Genomic DNA, 20,079 nt, shown 5'->3' with positions numbered 1-20,079 from the left:
TGTGTCAGTGAGCCTGGAGCATAACCCCTGGCCCGCGCCTCTGGTATTCTCGTCGTCATGAAAAAAACTCTCCCTTTAAGCCTGATCGCAGCGCTCGGTGAAAACCGCGTGATCGGCGTCGACAACAGCATGCCCTGGCATTTGCCGGGGGATTTCAAATATTTCAAGGCCACCACCCTGGGCAAGCCGATCATCATGGGGCGCAAGACCTGGGACTCCCTGGGTCGACCGTTGCCGGGGCGCTTGAACATTGTGGTCAGTCGTCAGACCGATCTGGTGCTCGAAGGTGCGCACGTTTTTCCGTCGTTGGAGGCGGCCGTTGAACGGGCCGAGGCCTGGGCGCTGGAGCAGGGCGTGGACGAGCTGATGCTGATCGGCGGCGCGCAGTTGTATGCGCAAGGGCTGGAGCAGGCGGATCGCCTGTATCTGACGCGGGTTGCGTTGAGCCCGGAGGGGGATGCGTGGTTTCCGGAGTTTGACTTGAACCGGTGGAAGCTGGTGTCGAATGTGCAGAACCCGGCTGAAGGTGACAAGCCGGCCTACAGTTTTGAAGTCTGGGAAAAAGCCTGAAAGCATCGCCGGCAAGCCGGCTCCTACAGTTGATCGGGTTTTATTGACGAAACCGGTTCAATGGTAGAAGCCGGCTTACCGGCGATAGGGGTCTATCAGGCCTGCGCCAACTCAGCGTGCTCATCGGCATTGAGCAATTCTTTATCCGTCTGCTGCATGATCTGGCTGGTAATCGCCCCCGCCGTCATCGAACCATTCACGTTCAATGCCGTGCGGCCCATGTCGATCAGTGGCTCCACGGAAATCAGCAACGCTACCAACGCCACTGGCAAGCCCATGGCCGGCAGCACGATCAGCGCGGCAAACGTCGCACCGCCACCCACGCCGGCTACACCGGCCGAACTCAGGGTCACAATGGCCACCAGTGTTGCGATCCACAGCGGGTCCAGCGGGTTGATGCCCACGGTCGGCGCCACCATCACGGCCAGCATCGCCGGGTACAGGCCGGCACAGCCATTCTGGCCAATCGTCGCGCCAAACGAGGCGGCGAAGCTGGCGATGGATTGCGGGATGCCCAGGCGGCGGGTCTGCGCTTCGATGCTCAGCGGGATACTTGCCGCGCTGGAGCGGCTGGTGAAGGCAAAGGTCAGCACCGGCCACACCTTGCGGAAGAAGCGCAGCGGGTTGATGCCGGCCAGCGACAGCAGCAGGCCATGGACCACAAACATCAGCCCCAGCGCCAGGTAGGACACCAGCACGAAACTGCCGAGCTTGATGATGTCTTGCAGGTTGGAGCTGGCGACCACTTTGGTCATCAACGCCAGTACGCCGTAGGGGGTCAGCTTCATCACCAGGCGCACCAGGCGCATCACCCAGGCTTGCAGGGTGTCGATGGCGTTCAGCACTTTCTGGCCTTTTTCCACGTCATCCTTGAGCAGTTGCAGCGCGGCAACCCCCAGGAACGCGGCGAAGATCACCACACTGATGATCGACGTCGGCTTGGCCCGGGCCAGGTCGGCAAACGGGTTCTGCGGGATGAACGACAGCAGCAACTGCGGGATATTCAGGTCGGCGACCTTGCCCGCGTAGTCACTCTGGATCACTTGCAGGCGCGCCAGTTCCTGGGTGCCGGCCACCAGGCCTTCGGCGGTGAGGCCGAACAGGTTGGTCAGGCCGATACCGATCAGCGCCGCAATGGCGGTGGTGAACAGCAACGTGCCGATGGTCAGGAAGCTGATCTTGCCCAGGGACGCGGCGTTATGCAGGCGCGCCACGGCGCTGAGGATCGAGGCGAATACCAGCGGGATCACGATCATCTGCAACAGTTGCACATAACCATTGCCCACCAGGTCGAACCAACTGATCGAAGCCTTGAGCACCGGGTGGCCAGCACCATAGAGGGTGTGCAGGACCCCACCAAAAACCACCCCGAGCACCAGGGCGAGCAGGACTTTCTTAGCCAGGCTCCATTGGGTGCGGCGGGTTTGGGCCAGGCCCAGCAAGAGGGCGAAAAACACCAGCAAGTTGAGAATCAGCGGCAGATTCATTGAAGCTCCGAGTAGAAGGCTGCCAATCGCGTGAGCCTGCGATTGCGAACCGGCAAGCCTAACAGTTTGATATCTAATGAATTAATAACAAGATGGAATGGCGACCGTCGTTTTTGGAATAAGGCGTTGACGCTCCTGTGTACGTGGGTGGCGGGATCAGGACGTCGCCGGTCGTGCGTGTGGTGAAGGTTGTCATACAGATTTGCTAGCGTTGATGCCTTTCACTCAGGGAGAAAACGCACATGAAGCTCGCGCCGAGACTGTTTGCCGCCGCGCTATGCCTGGGGCTTGCCAGCCAGGTCATGGCCGCCACCGAGTTGAAACACTGGCCGGCGCCCGCCGCCAAGCAACTCAATGAAATGATTGCCGCCAACGCCAACAAGGGTAACTACGCGGTGTTCGACATGGACAACACCAGCTACCGCTTCGACCTCGAAGAGTCGCTGTTGCCATACATGGAGAACAAGGGCCTGATCACCCGCGACAGTCTCGACCCGTCGCTCAAGCTGATGCCGTTCAAAGACACCGCCGACCATAAGGAAAGCCTGTTCAGTTACTACTACCGCCTGTGCGAAGTCGACGACATGGTCTGTTACCCGTGGGTCGCCCAAGTCTTTTCCGGTTTCACCCTCAAGGAGCTCAAGGGCTACGTCGATGAGCTGATGGCCTCCGGCAAGCCGGTGCCGGTCACCTACTTCGAAGGCGACGTGGTGAAGAACATGGAGGTGCAGCCACCGAAAATCTTCACCGGCCAGACCGAGCTGTACAACAAGCTGATGGAAAACGGCATCGACGTGTATGTGATGACCGCCGCTTCCGAAGAACTGGTGCGCATGGTCGCGTCTGATCCCAAGTACGGCTACAACGTCAAGCCGCAGAACGTGATTGGCGTCAGCCTGCTGCTCAAGGACCGCAAGACCGGCGAGCTGACCACCGCACGCAAGCAAGTCGCGGCCGGCAAGTATGACGAAAAGGCTAACCTCGGCCTGGAACTGACCCCCTACCTGTGGACCCCGGCAACCTGGATGGCCGGCAAGCACGCGGCCATCCTCACCTACATCGACGAGTGGAAAAAACCGGTGCTGGTCGGCGGCGACACACCGACCAGCGACGGCTACATGCTGTTCCACGATGTGGACGTGGCCAAGGGTGGCATCCATTTGTGGATCAACCGCAAGGACAAGTACATGACCCAGCTCAACGGCATGATCGCCAAGCACGCCGCGGCCCAGGCCAAGGAAGGTTTGCCGGTGACGGCGGACAAGAACTGGGTGATCGTCAAGCCCGACGAAATCCAGTAACAGGTTAAACGCGATCAACCAATGTGGGAGCGGGCTTGCTTGCGATGGCGGAGTGTCAGTCAAATATCCATCAACTGACCCACCGCTATCGCGAGCAAGCCCGCTCCCACATTTTGATCTTCGGTGTTCTGGTGTTTTTGGTAGGAAAAAAAAGCCCCGCACTTGGCGGGGCTTTTTTAGGGGCGGGGCTTACAGGCCGTCGAGCATGGCCTTGTTGCGCACTGCCCCCTTGTCGGCACTGGTGGCCAGCAGCGCGTAGGCTTTCAGGGCGGTGGTGACTTTGCGCGGACGCTTCTCCACCGGCTTCCAGCCTTTCTTGTCCTGCTCGACCCGACGCGCAGCCAATTCTTCATCGCTGATCAACAGGTTGATCGAGCGGTTCGGAATGTCGATCAGCACCTTGTCGCCATCCTGCACCAGGCCAATCGCGCCGCCGGCAGCGGCTTCTGGCGAAGCGTGGCCGATGGACAGGCCGGATGTGCCGCCAGAGAAGCGACCATCGGTCAGCAGCGCACAGGCTTTGCCCAGGCCCTTGGATTTGAGGTACGAGGTCGGGTACAGCATTTCCTGCATACCCGGGCCGCCTTTCGGGCCTTCGTAGCGGATGATCACGATGTCGCCTTCTTTCACTTCATCGGCGAGGATGCCGCGCACCGAGCTGTCCTGGCTTTCGTAGATCTTGGCGCGCCCCTCGAACACGTGGATCGACTCATCCACACCCGCGGTCTTCACCACGCAGCCGTCGAGGGCGATGTTGCCGTAGAGCACGGCCAGGCCGCCTTCCTGGGAGTAGGCGTGCTCGACACTGCGGATGCAGCCGTTTTCACGGTCGTCGTCCAGGGTGTCCCAACGGGTCGACTGGCTGAACGCCGTCTGGGTCGGGATGCCAGCCGGGCCTGCCTTGAAGAAGGTGTGCACGGCTTGGTCGTCAGTCTGGGTGATGTCCCACTTGGCGATGCCTTCGGCGATGGATTTGCTGTGTACGGTCGGCAGGTCGGTGTGCAGCAGGCCGCCACGGGCCAGGGAACCCAGGATCGAGAAGATCCCGCCGGCGCGGTGTACATCTTCCATGTGGTACTTCTGGATGTTCGGCGCGACCTTGCACAGCTGCGGCACATGTCGGGACAGGCGGTCGATATCGCGCAGGTCGAAGTCGATCTCGGCTTCCTGGGCGGCGGCCAGCAGGTGCAGGATGGTGTTGGTGGAACCGCCCATGGCGATATCCAGGGTCATGGCGTTTTCGAACGCCTTGAAGTTGGCGATATTGCGCGGCAATACCGACTCGTCGTTCTCGGTGTAGTAACGCTTGCACAACTCGACGATGGTGCGGCCGGCCTGCAGGAACAGCTGCTCGCGGTCGCTGTGGGTGGCCAGTGTCGAGCCGTTGCCCGGCAAGGCCAGGCCCAGGGCTTCGACCAGGCAGTTCATGGAGTTGGCGGTGAACATGCCGGAGCACGAACCGCAGGTCGGGCAGGCGCTGCGCTCGTATTCCGCGACCTTCTCGTCAGAAGCGCTGGAATCGGCGGCGATGACCATGGCGTCCACCAGGTCCAGGCCGTGGGAGGCAAGCTTGGTCTTGCCGGCTTCCATCGGGCCTCCGGAGACGAAGATCACCGGGATGTTCAGGCGCAGGGAGGCCATCAGCATGCCAGGGGTGATCTTGTCGCAGTTGGAGATGCACACGATGGCGTCGGCGCAGTGGGCGTTGACCATGTACTCCACGGAGTCGGCGATGATCTCGCGGCTCGGCAGGGAATACAGCATGCCGTCATGGCCCATGGCGATGCCGTCATCCACGGCGATGGTGTTGAATTCCTTGGCCACGCCGCCGGCGCGTTCGATCTCGCGGGCGACCAGTTGGCCCAGGTCCTTGAGATGGACGTGGCCCGGTACGAACTGGGTGAACGAGTTGGCAATCGCGATGATCGGCTTCTTGAAGTCGTCATCTTTCATCCCCGTGGCACGCCACAGTGCGCGGGCGCCGGCCATGTTGCGGCCATGGGTGGATGTTTTCGAGCGGTAATCGGGCATTTGAGCACTCCGGGCGGCTAATCAGGTACTAAAGGGGAGTGAGCTTCTTTCGACGTCTGGAACACCCGAAAAATGGCCGTGTGTCCGGAAGTTGCCGCAAACGTTACGGGATCGCCGTGCGCATTGGCCTTGAGCTCATAAACCCGCCGGGGATGACTGGCGATGAATAGGGCCGATTCTACACCGTCTTCTTGCAGGCGCGAGCGTGCTCGCGAAAGTCGTCAATGAAAACGCGTGCGTCCAGGCAGGCCGCGTGGCCTGCAAAAAGAATAACTGCGCTCCCCTGTAGGAGCCGGCAAGCCGGTTCCTACAGGGGGGGGACGCTTAGCTGTTTGGCAACAGCCGGCAGGTAATGCTCTTGATATAGCGTGTCTCGACAATTGCCGGGTGTACCGGATGGTCCGGACCCTGGCCGCCGCGTTCGAGCATCTGGATATTGCGGTCCAGGTGGCGGGCGCTGGTCAGCAGGATGTTCTGCAGGTCATCTTCCGGCAGGTGCATGGAGCACGAGGCGCTGACCAGGATACCGTCCTTGCTGAGCAGGCGCATGGCTTGCTCGTTCAGGCGGCGGTAGGCGCCTTCGCCATTCTTCATGTCTTTCTTGCGTTTGATGAAGGCCGGTGGGTCGGCGACGATCACGTCGAAGCGCTCTTCGCTGGCTTTCAGTTCCTTGAGTGCTTCAAAGACGTCGCCTTCGATGCAGGTCATTTTCTCGGCAAAGCCGTTCAGCGCGGCATTGCGCTCTACGCCGTCAAGGGCGAAGGCGGAGGCGTCGACGCAGAACACTTCACTGGCGCCGAACGCTGCCGCTTGCACGCCCCAGCCGCCGATGTAGCTGTACAGGTCGAGCACACGCTTGCCTTTGGCGTAAGGCGCCAGGCGGGCGCGGTTCATGCGGTGGTCGTAGAACCAGCCGGTCTTCTGGCCCTGGATCACCGGGGCTTCGAATTTCACGCCGTTTTCTTCCAGGGCAACCCACTCCGGCACCAGGCCGAATACGGTTTCGACGTAGCGGTTGAGGCCCTCGGCATCGCGTGCGGCGGAATCATTCTTGAACAGGATGCCGCTGGGCTTGAGCACCTGGGTCAGCGCGGCGATCACATCTTCTTTATGGGCTTCCATGGTCGCCGAAGCGATCTGTACCACCAGGATGTCGCCAAAACGGTCGACCACCAGGCCCGGCAGCAGGTCGGAATCGCCGTAGACCAGGCGGTAGAACGGCTTGTCGAACAGGCGCTCGCGCAGGGACAGGGCGACGTTCAGACGGTGTACCAGCAGCGACTTGTCCAAAGGCAACTTGATGTCGCGCGACAGCAGGCGCGCGCAGATCAGGTTGTTCGGGCTCATGGCCACGATGCCCAGGGTCTTGCCGCCGGCGGCTTCGAGGATGGCCTGGTCGCCCGCCTGGAAGCCGTGGAGTGGGGTGGCGGCCACGTCGATTTCGTTGCTGTAGACCCACAGGTGGCCGTTGCGCAAACGACGATCGGCGTTGGCTTTGAGACGCAGGCTTGGCAGGGACATGACGTCGCTCCGGAAAAAAGAGCGGGAGTATACCCTTTGCGCATCCGTTCATGTGGGAGCTGGCTTGCCTGCGATGCGGACGGCGCGGTGTATCTGACGTACGGCGTTGATGCTATCGCAGGCAAGCCAGCTCCCACAAAAGACCGAGATAGAGGTTAGAATCCCCACCTAGCCCAGAGTATGTACCTATATGTCCCAAGAGCTTTCCGCCGAGCAGATCCAACAGGCCCTGCAAGGCATCAGCGTGCCGCCCCAACCGCAAATCATGGTGGATTTGCAGATGGAGCAATACATGCCCGACCCGGATCTGGAGGTGATTGCACGGTTGATCTCCCAGGACCCGGGCCTGTCCGGCTCGCTGCTGAAAATCGTCAACTCGCCGTATTACGGCCTGAGCAACAAAATTGCCTCGATCCAGCGTGCGGTTAACCTGCTGGGCAGCCGTTCCATCGTCAACCTGATCAACGCCCAGTCGATCAAGGGCGAGATGAGCGACGACACCATTGTCACCCTCAACCGGTTCTGGGACACCGCCCAGGATGTGGCGATGACCTGCCTGACCCTGGCCAAGCGCACCGGCGCCCAGGCGGTGGACGAAGCCTATGCCTTGGGGCTGTTCCACGATTGTGGCGTGCCGCTGATGCTCAAGCGGTTCCCGGACTACATGAGTGTGCTGGAAGATTCCTACGCCAAGGCGGGGCCTGATTGCCGGGTGGTCGATACCGAGAACCGCGCGTTCCATACCAACCATGCGGTGGTGGGTTATTACACCGCCAAGTCCTGGCGCCTGCCGGAGCATGTGACCAATGCCATCGCCAACCATCACAACGCCCTGGCGATATTCAGCGATGAGTCGGCGCGCAACAGCCCGCTGAAAAACCTGCTGGCGATCCTGAAGATGGCCGAGCATATCTGCGCGTCCTATCGGGTATTGGGCAACCAGACGGTTGACCATGAATGGGACAGCATCGGCCAACTGGTGCTGGATTACGTGGGCCTGTCGGACTACGACTTCGAGAACATGAAGCTGTCGATCCGCGAGTTGGGCGCGCACTAACCTTTTTATCGCGAGACGAATATGCCTGAGCTGCCAGAAGTCGAAACCACCCGGCGCGGGATCGCGCCGCACCTGGAAGGCCAGCGGGTCAGCCGTGTGGTGGTGCGTGAGCGGCGCCTGCGCTGGCCGATCCCCGAAGACCTGGATGTGCGCCTGTCGGGGCAGCGCATCGTGTTGGTGGAACGCCGGGCCAAGTACCTGCTGATCAATGCCGAAGTCGGCACGCTGATCAGTCACTTGGGCATGTCAGGCAATCTGCGTCTGGTGGAGGTCGGTCTGCCGGCGGCCAAGCATGAGCATGTGGACATCGAGCTGGAATCGGGCCTGGCCCTGCGCTACACCGACCCCCGGCGCTTTGGCGCGATGCTCTGGAGCCAGGACCCGCACAATCACGAACTGCTGCTGCGCCTGGGGCCGGAGCCGTTGACCGACCTGTTTGACGGCGAGCGGCTGTTCCAGCTGTCCCGCGGGCGCTCCATGGCGGTCAAGCCGTTCATCATGGACAACGCGGTGGTGGTGGGCGTGGGCAATATCTACGCGACCGAGGCGCTGTTTGCCGCCGGGATCGACCCGCGCCGCGAAGCCAGGGGCATTTCCCGTGGGCGTTACCTGAAGCTGGCGATCGAGATCAAACGCATTCTCGCGGCCGCCATCGAGCGCGGCGGTACGACCTTGCGTGACTTTATCGGTGGCGATGGCCAGCCGGGGTATTTCCAGCAGGAACTGTTCGTCTACGGCCGGGGTGGCGAGGCCTGCAAGGTCTGTGGGAGTGAATTGCGCAATGTGATGCTGGGGCAGCGGGCGAGCGTGTTTTGCCCCAAGTGCCAGAGCTGAAGACAGCGGGCGCTGCGGCTGGCCTCATCGCGGGCAAGCCCGCTCCCACATGTTGACTTGTGAATACCTTCAAATGTGGGAGCTGGCTTGCCTGCGATGGGGCCAGCCCAGCCACCACAAGGTTTCAGGCCTTGCCGGTAATCAACCGGTACTTCTCCATCAACTGCTCTTGCGTTTCCGGATGGGCTTCATCCAGCGGAATGCAATCGACCGGGCACACTTGCTGGCACTGGGGTTCGTCGTAGTGGCCGACACACTGGGTGCACAGGTTGGGGTCGATCACGTAGATCTCTTCACCCTGGGAAATGGCAGCGTTCGGGCACTCGGGTTCGCAGACGTCGCAGTTGATGCAATCGTCGGTGATGATCAGGGACATGGAAACTCCTGCCAGGGCACTCTGCCAAGGCATCTGAAAAACTAATGCGCGCAATTGTGCCGCATTGGCGCCCGCAGTGCGAGCAGGCGCCGGTTGAGCGGTCTTACTTCTTGAAGCGCAGGGTCAGCGCATCCGCCACCGCTGGGTGTACGAACTTGGTGATATCACCGCCCAACGCCGCAATCTCTCGGACCAAAGTCGAGGAAATGAACGAATAACGCTCCGACGGCGTGAGAAACAGGCTCTCTACGTCCGGCGCCAGTTGGCGGTTCATATTGGCCAGTTGGAATTCGTACTCGAAGTCCGACACCGCCCGCAGCCCGCGCAGGAACACATTGGCATTCTGTTCCTTGGCAAAGTGCGCCAGCAGCGTCGAAAAGCCCACCACTTCAACGTTGGGCAGGTGCTTGGTGACCTCGCGGGCCAGATCCACGCGCTGCTCCAGGGGAAACAGCGGGTTTTTCTTGGGGCTGGCAGCGACCGCGATGATCACATGGTCGAACAAGCGCGAGGCGCGTTCGACCAGATCGCCATGGCCTTTGGTAATCGGGTCGAAGGTACCTGGGTACAACACTCGGTTCATCGCGTCGTCCTGGCGGAGTCCGTTGGGGAACCGGATGGTATCGCAGCCATCCCGGTCGGCCAAGTCAACTTATTCAGAAGAAAGCACTATAGACACCGCGAATACCCCCATGGCCCCTGTAGGCGCGAGCTTGTTCGCGAAGAGCCCATAGGCAACGCGTGCTGTCTGCAAACACCACGTTATCGTTGACGATTTTCGCGAGCAAGCTTGCTCCTGCAGAGGGTCATCACCGTGGTTTCATGCGGTTTTCAGGCGCTCGGCCAGCGCCGTCGCCAGTTGCGCAGTCAGGCCATACACCGACAGTTGGGGATTGGCGCCAATGCTGGTGGGGAACAGCGAACCATCATGGATCGACAGGTTGCGTAGCTGGTGATGCCGGCCAAGGCTGTCGGCCACGGCATTTTTCGGTTCTTCGCCCATGGCGCAACCGCCCATCACATGGGCGCTGCCCAGGCAGGTGCGATGCAACTCCAGGTTCAGGCTGTCAATCAGGCTGCGGGCTTGGGCCAGTGTGCTGACGTAGCGAGCATCGTGATGCAGCGGTTTGACCGACTTGGCACCGGCGGCGAACTGGATCTCGGCCATGCTGTGGAAAGCCCGGCGCAGGCCGTCCCAGGCGTAGGGCGAGACCTCATAGTCGAGCACCGGCGTGCCATCGCCCCGCAGGCTGACGCTGCCGCCCTGGCTGTCGGGGTGGAAGCCGTCCCGCAACAGGGCCAGCATCGCGTGGGTATTGGGCAACTGGCTCATGTCCAGGGCGTTCTGCGTGCCATAACCACCGAACAACGTGCTGGCCAGGGCCGGGTGCAAGGGGGGCGCTTCGAGCTTGTAAGACATTTTGCCGGTGGTGCCGTCCTGCCACTGAAAGTGGTCGGAGTAGATCGATTGTGGTGCGCCATAGAACGGGTTGATCACCTCGTCGAACAGTCCCGCAGAAAAATTCACCAGATGCAGGAAGGTGCGCTTGCCCAGGCGCGAATGCGGGTCGGGCGCGTCTGAGCGCATCAGCAGCGCCGGGCTGTTGATGCCGCCGCCGGCCAGTACGTAATGCTTGGCTTTGACCGTGATCTTGCGGCCGGTGGGCGCTACGCAGCGTGCATCCATAGCCGCGCATTCGAGGCTGGTGATGGTGTCGCCGCTGAACTTCAGGCGCTCGGCACGGGCCAGATACAGCAATTCGCCGCCATGCTCCAGGGTTGAGGGGATGGTGGTCACCAGCATCGATTGCTTGGCGTTGACCGGGCAACCCATGCCGCAATAGCCCAGGTTGAAGCAGCCACGCACGTTACGTGGGATCACGTGCCAGCTATAGCCAAGCTTTTCGCAGCCCTTGCGGATCACATCGTTGTTGGCGCTGGGCGGCATGGCCCAGGGCGCGATGCCCAGGCGCTGTTCCATTTTTTCAAACCAGGGTGCCATTTCGGCACTGCTGTGGCCCTTGACCGCGTACTCGCTGGCCCAGTGAGACAGGGTCGGATCCGGCGTGCGAAAGCTCGAAGTCCAGTTGATCAAGGTGGTGCCGCCCACGGCGCGGCCCTGCAGGATGGTGATAGCGCCGTCCTTGCTCATGCGTCCGATGCCTTCCTGATACAGGCTGGCGTAGGCCTCGTCTTCCAGCAGCTTGAAGTCGCTGCTGGTCTTGAGTGGGCCTTCTTCGATCAGCAATACCTTGTAGCCCGCGGCGCTGAGGATTTCGGCGGTGGTACCGCCACCTGCGCCGCTGCCGATGATCGCGACGTCGGCCTCCAGGGTCAGGTCCTGGTCGAGGGCGGCGCCGTTATGGGTTTTCCAGCCGCGGGCCATGCCATCGCGGAACACATCAGGTACGGGCATTAGCTTGTTCTCTTATTTTTATCAGCGGTCATGACGTGTAGGAGCCGGCGTGCTGGCGATCCGGGCGGCGCGGTGTGTCAGGGTTAGCGCTATCGCCGGCAAGCCTGCTCCTACATTTGATTGGGTTCTCAAGGCTAGATTTGGGGTGGGCCGGGGTAGCCGCAATGGGCCCAGGATTCGGGCCGGAAATACCAGGCCATGATCACCAGCTTGAGCAGCGAACCCTGGCCCATGCGCAGCAGGTTGAGGAAGCTGTTTTCCCAGCGCTGCAGGAAGTTGCGGATCTGTTCGCTGCTGGCGTTTTCCCAACTGCCCCAGATGCCGGTCAGCGGGCCACGGGTGACGGCCATGCCCAGCACATCGAACAGCTGCTGGGTCAGCTTGAACATCTCCGGCGACAGGTGCAGCAGGCTGTAATCGAGTTTTTTCAGGGTGTCTTCAAGGCCTGCTGCCACGACCTCGGCGCTGGCCGCGCCTTCCAGCAACACCGGGATTATCGCGCGCAAAAACGGCAGGTCGCTGTTGCGCAGCATGGCAAAACCGCTGGCGGGGGTGCTGCTGGAGCAGCCGCTGAGGCTGGCGCCAAGGCCCGCGGTCGCCAGGAAGGCACTGGCGCACAGGCCGATTTTCAAGACGCCGCGCCGTGACAGCGCAGGTGATTCAGTCAGGCTAGGGTTCATTTTTATTATTGTCCCAGTGGTAACGGTTTTAGCGCACGAACAGCTTCTGGATCAGTTTCTGGATGGCTTTGCCATACGGCGGGTAAATCAGCCTGGCCGCATTCAAGCGCTGCTTGATCAGCACTCCCTTGGCCTTGCTGAAGGTGAGGAAACCTTCATGGCCGTGGTAGTGGCCCATGCCTGAAGGGCCGATGCCGCCAAATGGCATATCGTCCTGGGCCACGTGCAGCAGGGTGTCATTCAGGCACACACCTCCAGAGTGGGTCTCGTGGAGCACGCGATTCTGTTCGGTCTTGTTATAGCCGAAGTAATACAGCGCCAGCGGGCGAGGGCGTTGGTTGATGTAGGCAAAGGCCTGGTCGATCCCGCGATAGGGCACGATGGGCAGCACTGGGCCGAAAATCTCGTCCTGCATCACGGTCATTTCATCGCTGACATTCAGTAGCAGGCTATGGGCCATGCGCCGGGCCTGGCCCTGGTCATAGAGTGGGACCAGGGTCGCGCCCTTGTCGGTGGCATCCTTGACGTAGGCATTGAGCCGGGCGAGCTGTCGCTCGTTGATGATGGCGGTGTAGTCCGGGTTGTCGGCCAAGGTCGGATAAAACCCGCGCACTGCCTGGGTATAGGCCTCGACGAAACCCTCCACACGGTCTTCAGGAACCAGCACGTAGTCCGGCGCCACGCAGGTTTGCCCGGCATTCAGCGCCTTGCCGAACGCGATCCGTTCGGCGGCGTCTTTCAGAGGCACGTCGGCCGAAACAATGGCCGGGGATTTGCCACCCAGCTCCAGGGTGACTGGGGTCAGGTGTTCGGCGGCGGCGCGCATGACGTGCTTGCCGATACTGGTGGCACCGGTGAACAGCAGGTGATCGAAAGGCAGCCTGGAAAACGCCATGCCCACTTCCGCTTCGCCGAGCACCACACACACCAAGTCTTCGGGGAAGATTTTTGCCAGCAAGGCCTTGAGCAACTGGCCGGTGGCCGGGGTGGATTCGCTGAGCTTGAGCATCACCCGGTTGCCGGCCGCCAACGCACCGACCAGCGGGCCGATGGCCAGGTACAGCGGATAGTTCCAGGGCACGATCACCCCGATAACGCCCAGGGGCTGATAGATAACTTTGGCAGACGCCGGCTGGAAGGCTATACCTACAGCGCGGCGCGACGGTTTCATCCAGCCCTTGAGGTGTTTGCTGGCGTAGTGGATGCCGTGCAGGCTGGGCATCAGTTCGGCGAACAGGGTTTCATCGGCGCTGCGATGGCTGAAATCGTTGCTGATGGCCTCGATCAGCGCCTGGCGCTCATCGCTGAGCAGGTCGCGCAAGGCCTTGAGCCACTGCTGGCGCTGCGCCGCTGGCGGCATCGGATTGGCCGCGTAGGCGCGGCGCTGGGCAGCGAACAGGTCCTGGAGTTGGTCCAGCGCCTGGGAATCTTGCAGGTAGGCAACGTTGGCAGACATGGCGCAGTTCCCGATTGTTATTGGAATACCTGCGTTTTTAGAGTTATTGCTCTATTTTGTCAAATGCCTTTGCAGCAACAGGCAGTTTTATCCTGGCAAGGATAGACCGTAAGATGTTTGCATTAGGATTCAAGAAGCCGATCCCCCATGGCACCACGAGTAAAGACCAGCGAACGCATTGTGCAAACCAGCCTGGAGCTGTTCAACCAGCAGGGTGAGCGCAGCATCAGCACCAACCATATTGCCGCCCACATGGAAATATCCCCGGGCAACCTGTACTACCACTTCCCGAACAAGCAGGCGATCATCGCAGTGCTGTTTCGCGAGTACGAAGCCCTGGTGGACAGCTTCCTGCGCCCGCCCCAGGGACGCGCCATGGTGGTCGAAGACAAGCGCTTCTACCTGCAGGCGGTGCTGGCGGGCATGTGGCGCTACCGCTTTTTGCACCGTGACCTTGAGCACCTGTTGGAAAGCGACCCGGAACTGGCCACCGGTTACCGGCGTTTCTCCCAACGTTGTCTGATCCAGGGCGGTGCGATTTACCGGGGGTTTGTCGAGGCGGGGATCCTGAATATGGACCCGGTGCAGACCGAAGCCCTGACCCTCAATGCCTGGATTATCCTCACCTCCTGGGTGCGTTTTTTGTGCACCACCAACGAGAACTCTGCACACCTGAGTGCCGAGGCGATCAAGCGTGGGGTGTACCAGGTGCTGGTGCTGGAGGCCGGGTTTATCACGCCGCAGGCCAAAGAGGCCGTGGACGCGTTGTTCAAGGAGTTTTACGTGCCGTTAAGTCAGGCACTGGAAGAAGTGAAGTAGGCCCTTTCCCGAACGTATTTCCAGGAGTCCGTTATGCCGCTTGCGCAACTGATCAGCCCGCAACAACTGGCCGAACGCCAGAAGCACGCAGGCTTAGTCATCCTCGATTGCCGTTTCGCCCTGGAAGACCCGGACTACGGGCGTTGCAGCTATGCCGAGGGGCATATCGAGGGCGCGCAGTATGCGGACCTGGAGCGCCATCTCAGCGGGCCGGTGACCAAGGGTGTGACCGGTCGCCATCCGCTGCCGGCGCCTCAGGTGCTGGCCCAGCAGTTGCAGGCCTGGGGCATCAATGCCGATAGCGAGATCGTGCTGTATGACGACGGCCCTGGCGCGTTTGCCGCCCGTGCCTGGTGGCTGCTGGTGTGGCTGGGCAAGCGCGACGGCGTGTCGATCCTCGACGGTGGGCTGAAGGCATGGCATGCCGCTGGTTTCCCTTTGAGCCTGGATGCACCGAAGATCGAGCCCGGCACCTTTGCCGCAACACCGGACAATCATCTGCTGCTGGACGCCGAACACTTGCAAAAGCGCCTCGGCCAGCCCGGCCTGACGTTGATCGACGCCCGTGCCTTGCCGCGTTTTCGTGGTGAGGTGGAGCCCATCGATCCGATTGCCGGGCATATTCCTGGCGCGCAATGTGCGGCGTTTAACGAGAACCTGGGCAGTGACGGACGCTTCTTGCCGGCGGCGCAGCTCAAGCAGCGTTTTGCCGACAAGCTACAAGGCCGTTCGCCAGACGAGTTGGTGGCGTATTGCGGCTCGGGTGTGACGGCGTGTCACAACCTGTTTGCTCTGAGCCTGGCGGGGTATCCGCTGGGCAAATTGTATGCGGGGTCGTGGAGTGAGTGGATCAATGATCCGCAGCGACAAATCGCAACCGGCGATTGAGTTGCCGGGCCTGTAGACCCAATCCAATGTGGGAGCTGGCTTGCCAGCTCCCACATTACTGACCGAGTTGCGACAACAGCCACTGCGGAATCCGCCGCTCCAGGTAGTACCCCGGCTGCTTCAGCGAACCATCGACAAACCCCACATGCCCGCCCTTGGCCTGCAACTCAAACTCGATGCAGTCCGACAGTTCGCTGGTCTCGGGCAAGCTGTGGGCAAACACGAAAGGATCATCCGCCGCCTGGATGATCAGCGTCGGCGTATGAATGGCCCCGAGGAAGTAGCGACTCGATGCTCGCCGGTAATAGTCCGCGGCGCTCAGATAACCATGCAACGGTGCGGTGACGCGCCCATCAAAATCCCAGAACGTGCGCATTTTTTCCAGCGAGCCCAGTTCGGCCAGGGTCTTGAGCGCCTCTTCACGCCCATCCTGCAGGAACTGGCGCTGCTTGACCCGGATATAACCGAGCATCTCGCGCATGAAGTGCTTCTGATAGACCCGTGAAAACCCCAGGCCGATGCGGTCGGCGCACTGGTCCAGGCGAAACGGCACCGATACCGCCGCCGCACCTTGCAGGCCAGAGTCGTCGCCGGTTTCGCCCAAGTGCTTGAGCAGCACGTTTCCGCCCAGGGAGTAACCCACGGCATACAGCGGCGCCAACGGGCGCTTGGCCCGCAGGTGCGCGATAGTGGCTGCCAGGTCTTCACTGGCGCCGGAGTGATAACTGCGAGCCAGCAGGTTGGGTTCACCGGAACAACCACGCCAATTTAGCGCAACGCTGGCCCAACCTTGGCTGGCCAGGGCCTTTTGCAGGCCGGCGACGTAGGGTGAGTTGGACGAGCCGGTCAGCCCATGCAGCACCAGCACCAAGGGCCTATGCGGATCGTGCGGGCCATGCCAATCGAGGTCGAGAAAGTCGCCATCTTCCAGCCACAGCCGTTCGCGCTGGCGCTCGAGGTGGGTGGTGGGGCGCCAGAGCGGCCCCCACAACGTTTGCAGATGTGGGTTGCCGAGTCCAAAGGCAGGGATGAAGCGGTTGGCTAGCGGTGTCATGAATACCTGCCCTGTAAGCGCGAGCTTGCCCGCGAAGGGCTCAAGCTCACCGGGTTCCTCCCGGCATCCCGCAGATAAGTCCGCGCCTACAGCGTTTTAGTGGGCCAGAGCCGTGCGTTGCCACAACGCGTAATACACCCGCCCGGATTTTTGCTCGCGGTGCAGGCGCCAGTTGCCCGGCAGGCCCAGGGTCGAAGGCGCCGCTTCGCTTTCGGTGTAGACCCACGCGTCATCGGCCAGCCATTGGCGCTCTTCCAGCAGCGTGCAGACTGTCGGCAACAGGTTCTGGTTGAACGGCGGGTCGAGGAACACCACGTCGAATGCACTGGCCGGCTGGGTTTCCAGGTAGCGCAGGGCATCGGCTGTCTGTACGTGACCGGTGGTGCAGCGCAGGGTGCCCAGGTGTTCGCGCAGGCTGGACACCGCCACGTTGCTCGCATCCAGGGCTTGGCCCAGGGCTGCGCCACGGGACAGGGACTCCAGGAACAACGCACCGCTGCCGGCGAACGGGTCAAGCACCTTGGCCCCTTCGATGTACGGTGCGAGCCAGTTGAACAGGGTTTCACGGACTCGGTCCGGCGTCGGACGCAGACCCACTACATCGGGGAAGCTCAGCTTGCGGCTGCGCCATTGACCGCCAATGATGCGCAGTTGGCCCACACCGTTATGAACGTTGTGGACAGGTTTTTTAGGGCGCGATGGGCTAGCCATTAATGCTCCGGAACCCCGAGCGGCTGCTCGGCAGGTTTATCAGTGGGGGGCGGTAGTGGCTTTTGCGCGATGGTGGGACCTACGGTCACGATCACCATTTTATCGCTGCTCAAGTGCTTGTTCAGTGCGGCCTTGACCTGTTCGACGGTCAGGGCCTGGGATTGCTGCATGAAGTCTTCCAGGTAATTGAGCGGCAGGTTGTAGAAGCCCATGGCCCCCAATTGCCCGACGATATCGGCGTTGCTCGCGGTGGACAGCGGGAATCTGCCAGCCAGTTCGCGCTTGGCGTCATCCAGTTCTTTTTGCGTCGGTCCGGTCTTGAGGTAGTCGGCCAGCACTTGCTCCACCAGGCGCAAGGTGCCGCCGCTCATTTCGGCGCGGGTCTGCAGGTTGATCATGAAGGGGCCACGCACCTGCATCGGCGAGAAGCCCGAGTAGACGCCGTAGGTCAGGCCGCGCTTCTCGCGTACTTCGCTCATCAGGCGGGTGCCAAAGCCACCGCCGCCAAGAATTTGGTTGCCCAGGGACAGGGCTGCGTAGTCCGGGTCGGCGCGGTCGATGCCCAGTTGTGCGAGCATCAGGTGTGTCTGCTTGGATGGAAACTCGATGTGGCTCAGGCCGGCCTTGGGTTCGGTCGGCTCGACGATCTTCGCCAGCGCCGGGCCTTTGGGCAGGGATGCGGACACTTTAGCCGCCATGGCCTCGGCCTCGGCCCGGGACAAGTCGCCGACCAGAGCGATCACCGCGTTGCCAGCGGCGTAGGCCTTGGCGTGGAATGCCTTCAACTGTGCCTGGGTGATGGCCGGAATGCTCTCGGGCGTGCCCTCGTTCGAATGGGCATAGGGGTGATCACCGTACAGGCGTTTGAACAACTCGATACCTGCCAGCTTGCTCGGGTTCTGTTTCTGGTACTCGAAGCCGGCCAGCAGCTGGTTCTTGATCCGCGCCAGGGAGTCGGCAGGGAAGGTCGGCTGGCCGATTACCTGGTCAAACAGTGTCAGGGCGGCCTCGCGCTTATCGGTGCTACTGAGGCTACGCAACGACACCAGCGCCATATCGAGGAAGGAGCCGTTGCTGAACTCGGCGCCCAGGCCTTCAAAGCCGGCGGCAATTTGCCCCACGTCTTTGCCCGGCACACCTTCATTGAGCATGGCGTTGGTCAGCAGGGCCAGGCCCGGCGTGTTGCCGTCCCGGCTGCTGCCGGCCGCGAACAGGACGCGTATGTCGAACATCGGCAATTCGTGGGCTTCGACGAACAGCACCTTGGCGCCTTCGGCGGTACGCCACGTCTGCACGTTGAGTTCGCGGTTGGTCGGTCTCTTGCCGTCCAGCTCTGCCAAGGATTGCAGGGGCGTGCTGGATTTGGCCTGCTCCAGTTCCGGGCTGGCGACGGATTCGTCCGGGCGACCGATATACACCGCGACCGCCGCCACCAGGGTTACGACGATCAGGCCGGGCAGCACCAGGCGATTGTTTTTGCGATCACTCATGAGTGGTCTCCTCGGGCAGGACATGGGCGACACTCAGGCGTTCGCGGGTGAAATACATACGCGCAGCCTTCTGGATGTCCTCGGGCGTCACGCTTTGCAGCTCGGCAAGCTCGGTGTCCATGAGTTTCCACGACAGGCCGACCGTTTCCAGGGAACCGATGGCCGTGGCCTGGCTGGTGATGGAGTCGCGCTCGTAGACCACGCCGGCAATGACCTGGGCGCGGATGCGTTCCAGCTCTTCTGCGGTGGGTGGCTTGGCCTTGAGTTCATCCAGCAGGCGCCAGAGCCCGGCTTCTGCCTGGGCCATGGTTTTCTTCTTCTGCTGGTTGGGTGTGGCGCTCAAGGTGAACAGGCTGTCGCCGCGGGTGTAGGCGTCGTAGCTGGTCGAGGCGCCGGACACCAATTCTTCACCGCGCTCCAGCTGGCTCGGGATGCGTGCGCTGTAGCCGCCATCGAGCAACGCCGAGATCAGGCGCAGGGCGTTGACCGAGCGTTTGTCTTCGGCGGTGGCCAGGCCTGGGACATTGAAGCCCAGGATGACGCTCGGCAACTGGGTCTGTACATGCATGGTCAGCAGGCGCTCGCCTGGCTCGGCCAGCTCCAGGGGTTTTTTCGCGGGTGGCACGTCACGTTTTGGAATCGGGCCGAAGTAACGCTGGGCCAGGGTTTTCACCTCGTCCGGGGTCACGTCGCCGACCACCACCAGGGTGGCGTTGTTCGGCACGTACCAGGATTGGTACCAGTGGCGCAGTTCCTCGACCTTCATGCGATCCAGGTCGGCCATCCAGCCAATGGTCGGCGTGTGGTAGCCACTGGCCGGGTAGGCCATGGCCTTGAAGCGTTCGAAGGCCTTGGACATCGGATTGTCATCGGTGCGCAGGCGGCGCTCCTCCTTGATGACTTCGATCTCGCGGCTGAACTCATCGGCTGGCAAGCGCAGGGTGGCCATGCGGTCGGCTTCCAGCTCCAGGGCAACGCCCAGGCGGTCGCGGGCCAGTACTTGGTAGTAGGCGGTGTAGTCGTCGCTGGTGAAGGCGTTTTCTTCGGCGCCCAGATCACGCAGGATCAGGGAGGCTTCGCCGGGGCCGGTCTTGGAGCTGCCCTTGAACATCATGTGTTCCAGGGCGTGGGACAGGCCGGTCTGGCCAGGGGTTTCATAGCTGGAGCCGACCTTGTACCAGACCTGCGAGACCACCACCGGGGCGCGATGGTCTTCGCGCACGACAACCTTGAGGCCGTTGTCCAGGGTGAATTCATGGGTGGGTTGAGGGGCGGCAGCCAAGGCTGAAAGGGGCAGACAAACTGTGCTGAGCAGCAGGCCTGCGGCGCGGCGGGCTAGAGCATTCATTCGTTTTTTAACCTGTTGGGCTGCCCGCTTGGTCTTAGCG

18 protein-coding genes are annotated in these 20,079 nt (G+C 61.7%); 6 read left to right on the top strand and 12 right to left on the bottom strand.

What is annotated here, in order from left to right:
- Positions 1-57: 57 nt before the first annotated feature.
- A complete protein-coding gene (locus tag HZ99_RS15715) occupies positions 58-570 on the top strand; it encodes a dihydrofolate reductase (RefSeq protein ID WP_038444202.1) in 513 nt (170 codons plus the stop codon).
- Between the two features lie 95 nt (positions 571-665).
- Here the strand turns inward: HZ99_RS15715 and HZ99_RS15710 are convergent, their stop codons facing one another.
- Positions 666-2,057, bottom strand: a complete 1,392-nt coding sequence (locus HZ99_RS15710; protein WP_038444201.1) for an L-cystine transporter — start codon at positions 2,055-2,057, stop codon at positions 666-668.
- A gap of 242 nt (positions 2,058-2,299) precedes the next feature.
- Here HZ99_RS15710 and HZ99_RS15705 point away from each other — a divergent pair, with 242 nt between their 5' ends.
- On the top strand, positions 2,300-3,358 hold the full coding sequence (locus tag HZ99_RS15705; RefSeq protein ID WP_038444199.1) for a phosphorylcholine phosphatase: 1,059 nt from the start codon (positions 2,300-2,302) through the stop codon (positions 3,356-3,358).
- Between the two features lie 189 nt (positions 3,359-3,547).
- Here HZ99_RS15705 and ilvD read toward each other — a convergent pair whose 3' ends face one another.
- Both ilvD and HZ99_RS15695 read right to left on the bottom strand, forming a co-directional pair.
- Positions 3,548-5,389: a dihydroxy-acid dehydratase gene (ilvD, locus tag HZ99_RS15700; RefSeq protein ID WP_038444197.1), complete on the bottom strand. Its 1,842-nt coding sequence runs from the start codon at positions 5,387-5,389 to the stop codon at positions 3,548-3,550.
- A 324-nt stretch (positions 5,390-5,713) separates the two neighbouring features.
- A complete protein-coding gene (locus HZ99_RS15695) occupies positions 5,714-6,910 on the bottom strand; it encodes a class I SAM-dependent rRNA methyltransferase (protein WP_038444195.1) in 1,197 nt (398 codons plus the stop codon).
- Between the two features lie 244 nt (positions 6,911-7,154).
- Between HZ99_RS15695 and HZ99_RS15690 the strand changes: the two genes are divergently transcribed.
- Both HZ99_RS15690 and mutM read left to right on the top strand, forming a co-directional pair.
- A complete protein-coding gene (locus HZ99_RS15690) occupies positions 7,155-7,967 on the top strand; it encodes an HDOD domain-containing protein (protein ID WP_181883270.1) in 813 nt (270 codons plus the stop codon).
- A 21-nt stretch (positions 7,968-7,988) separates the two neighbouring features.
- Entirely contained in the window at positions 7,989-8,801 is an 813-nt protein-coding gene (gene mutM, locus HZ99_RS15685; RefSeq protein WP_038444189.1) for a bifunctional DNA-formamidopyrimidine glycosylase/DNA-(apurinic or apyrimidinic site) lyase, read from the top strand.
- Positions 8,802-8,925: 124 nt separating this feature from the next.
- Here the strand turns inward: mutM and HZ99_RS15680 are convergent, their stop codons facing one another.
- The 5 genes from HZ99_RS15680 to HZ99_RS15660 all read right to left on the bottom strand — a co-directional run bounded on the left by HZ99_RS15680 (position 8,926) and on the right by HZ99_RS15660 (position 13,729).
- Positions 8,926-9,177 carry a YfhL family 4Fe-4S dicluster ferredoxin gene (locus tag HZ99_RS15680; protein ID WP_038444187.1) on the bottom strand — a complete coding sequence of 84 codons (252 nt, stop codon included), beginning with the start codon at positions 9,175-9,177 and terminating at the stop codon, positions 8,926-8,928.
- Positions 9,178-9,280: 103 nt separating this feature from the next.
- The gene (gene coaD, locus HZ99_RS15675) at positions 9,281-9,760 is read right to left on the bottom strand and encodes a pantetheine-phosphate adenylyltransferase (protein WP_038444185.1); all 480 of its coding nucleotides are present in this window, start codon (positions 9,758-9,760) and stop codon (positions 9,281-9,283) included.
- 237 nt (positions 9,761-9,997) lie between these two features.
- Positions 9,998-11,593 (bottom strand): GMC family oxidoreductase, encoded by a 1,596-nt coding sequence (locus HZ99_RS15670; protein WP_038444183.1) that lies wholly within the window; start codon positions 11,591-11,593, stop codon positions 9,998-10,000.
- A gap of 134 nt (positions 11,594-11,727) precedes the next feature.
- Positions 11,728-12,273, bottom strand: a complete 546-nt coding sequence (locus HZ99_RS15665) for a hypothetical protein (RefSeq protein WP_038444181.1) — start codon at positions 12,271-12,273, stop codon at positions 11,728-11,730.
- Positions 12,274-12,301: 28 nt separating this feature from the next.
- Positions 12,302-13,729: a coniferyl aldehyde dehydrogenase gene (locus tag HZ99_RS15660; protein WP_038444179.1), complete on the bottom strand. Its 1,428-nt coding sequence runs from the start codon at positions 13,727-13,729 to the stop codon at positions 12,302-12,304.
- Positions 13,730-13,876: 147 nt separating this feature from the next.
- Between HZ99_RS15660 and HZ99_RS15655 the strand changes: the two genes are divergently transcribed.
- Both HZ99_RS15655 and HZ99_RS15650 read left to right on the top strand, forming a co-directional pair.
- Complete coding sequence (locus HZ99_RS15655) at positions 13,877-14,548, top strand: TetR/AcrR family transcriptional regulator (protein ID WP_029300622.1); 672 nt, start codon at positions 13,877-13,879, stop codon at positions 14,546-14,548.
- Positions 14,549-14,581: 33 nt separating this feature from the next.
- Positions 14,582-15,436 (top strand): sulfurtransferase, encoded by an 855-nt coding sequence (locus tag HZ99_RS15650; RefSeq protein WP_038444176.1) that lies wholly within the window; start codon positions 14,582-14,584, stop codon positions 15,434-15,436.
- 55 nt (positions 15,437-15,491) lie between these two features.
- Here the strand turns inward: HZ99_RS15650 and HZ99_RS15645 are convergent, their stop codons facing one another.
- The 4 genes from HZ99_RS15645 to HZ99_RS15630 all read right to left on the bottom strand — a co-directional run bounded on the left by HZ99_RS15645 (position 15,492) and on the right by HZ99_RS15630 (position 20,039).
- Positions 15,492-16,490 carry a hydrolase gene (locus tag HZ99_RS15645; RefSeq protein ID WP_038444174.1) on the bottom strand — a complete coding sequence of 333 codons (999 nt, stop codon included), beginning with the start codon at positions 16,488-16,490 and terminating at the stop codon, positions 15,492-15,494.
- Positions 16,491-16,586: 96 nt separating this feature from the next.
- On the bottom strand, positions 16,587-17,201 hold the full coding sequence (gene rsmD / locus HZ99_RS15640) for a 16S rRNA (guanine(966)-N(2))-methyltransferase RsmD (protein ID WP_038444172.1): 615 nt from the start codon (positions 17,199-17,201) through the stop codon (positions 16,587-16,589).
- Positions 17,201-18,691, bottom strand: coding sequence for a M16 family metallopeptidase (locus tag HZ99_RS15635; RefSeq protein ID WP_038444170.1), 1,491 nt, complete (start codon positions 18,689-18,691; stop codon positions 17,201-17,203). Before HZ99_RS15635 ends, rsmD begins: the two co-directional genes overlap by 1 nt.
- Entirely contained in the window at positions 18,684-20,039 is a 1,356-nt protein-coding gene (locus HZ99_RS15630; RefSeq protein ID WP_038444168.1) for a M16 family metallopeptidase, read from the bottom strand. The genes HZ99_RS15635 and HZ99_RS15630 overlap by 8 nt, the downstream gene beginning before the upstream one ends.
- Positions 20,040-20,079: the final 40 nt, after the last annotated feature.

Source organism: Pseudomonas fluorescens (assembly GCF_000730425.1).
GTDB lineage: Bacteria > Pseudomonadota > Gammaproteobacteria > Pseudomonadales > Pseudomonadaceae > Aquipseudomonas > Aquipseudomonas fluorescens_X.
This window is presented reverse-complemented; position numbering and strand designations above follow the sequence as displayed.

Bases quoted from the DNA above. Each gene is read 5' to 3' on its own strand.
- HZ99_RS15680 (WP_038444187.1), bottom strand. From the start codon at position 9,177: ATGTCCCTGATCATCACCGACGATTGCATCAACTGCGACGTCTGCGAA.
- coaD (WP_038444185.1), bottom strand. From the start codon at position 9,760: ATGAACCGAGTGTTGTACCCAGGTACCTTCGACCCGATTACCAAAGGC.
- HZ99_RS15645 (WP_038444174.1), bottom strand. From the start codon at position 16,490: ATGACACCGCTAGCCAACCGCTTCATCCCTGCCTTTGGACTCGGCAAC.
- HZ99_RS15630 (WP_038444168.1), bottom strand. From the start codon at position 20,039: ATGAATGCTCTAGCCCGCCGCGCCGCAGGCCTGCTGCTCAGCACAGTT.
- HZ99_RS15655 (WP_029300622.1), top strand. From the start codon at position 13,877: ATGGCACCACGAGTAAAGACCAGCGAACGCATTGTGCAAACCAGCCTG.
- HZ99_RS15670 (WP_038444183.1), bottom strand. From the start codon at position 11,593: ATGCCCGTACCTGATGTGTTCCGCGATGGCATGGCCCGCGGCTGGAAA.
- HZ99_RS15715 (WP_038444202.1), top strand. From the start codon at position 58: ATGAAAAAAACTCTCCCTTTAAGCCTGATCGCAGCGCTCGGTGAAAAC.
- HZ99_RS15665 (WP_038444181.1), bottom strand. From the start codon at position 12,273: ATGAACCCTAGCCTGACTGAATCACCTGCGCTGTCACGGCGCGGCGTC.
- HZ99_RS15635 (WP_038444170.1), bottom strand. From the start codon at position 18,691: ATGAGTGATCGCAAAAACAATCGCCTGGTGCTGCCCGGCCTGATCGTC.
- HZ99_RS15660 (WP_038444179.1), bottom strand. From the start codon at position 13,729: ATGTCTGCCAACGTTGCCTACCTGCAAGATTCCCAGGCGCTGGACCAA.
- mutM (WP_038444189.1), top strand. From the start codon at position 7,989: ATGCCTGAGCTGCCAGAAGTCGAAACCACCCGGCGCGGGATCGCGCCG.
- HZ99_RS15705 (WP_038444199.1), top strand. From the start codon at position 2,300: ATGAAGCTCGCGCCGAGACTGTTTGCCGCCGCGCTATGCCTGGGGCTT.
- HZ99_RS15710 (WP_038444201.1), bottom strand. From the start codon at position 2,057: ATGAATCTGCCGCTGATTCTCAACTTGCTGGTGTTTTTCGCCCTCTTG.
- HZ99_RS15695 (WP_038444195.1), bottom strand. From the start codon at position 6,910: ATGTCCCTGCCAAGCCTGCGTCTCAAAGCCAACGCCGATCGTCGTTTG.
- rsmD (WP_038444172.1), bottom strand. From the start codon at position 17,201: ATGGCTAGCCCATCGCGCCCTAAAAAACCTGTCCACAACGTTCATAAC.
- HZ99_RS15650 (WP_038444176.1), top strand. From the start codon at position 14,582: ATGCCGCTTGCGCAACTGATCAGCCCGCAACAACTGGCCGAACGCCAG.
- ilvD (WP_038444197.1), bottom strand. From the start codon at position 5,389: ATGCCCGATTACCGCTCGAAAACATCCACCCATGGCCGCAACATGGCC.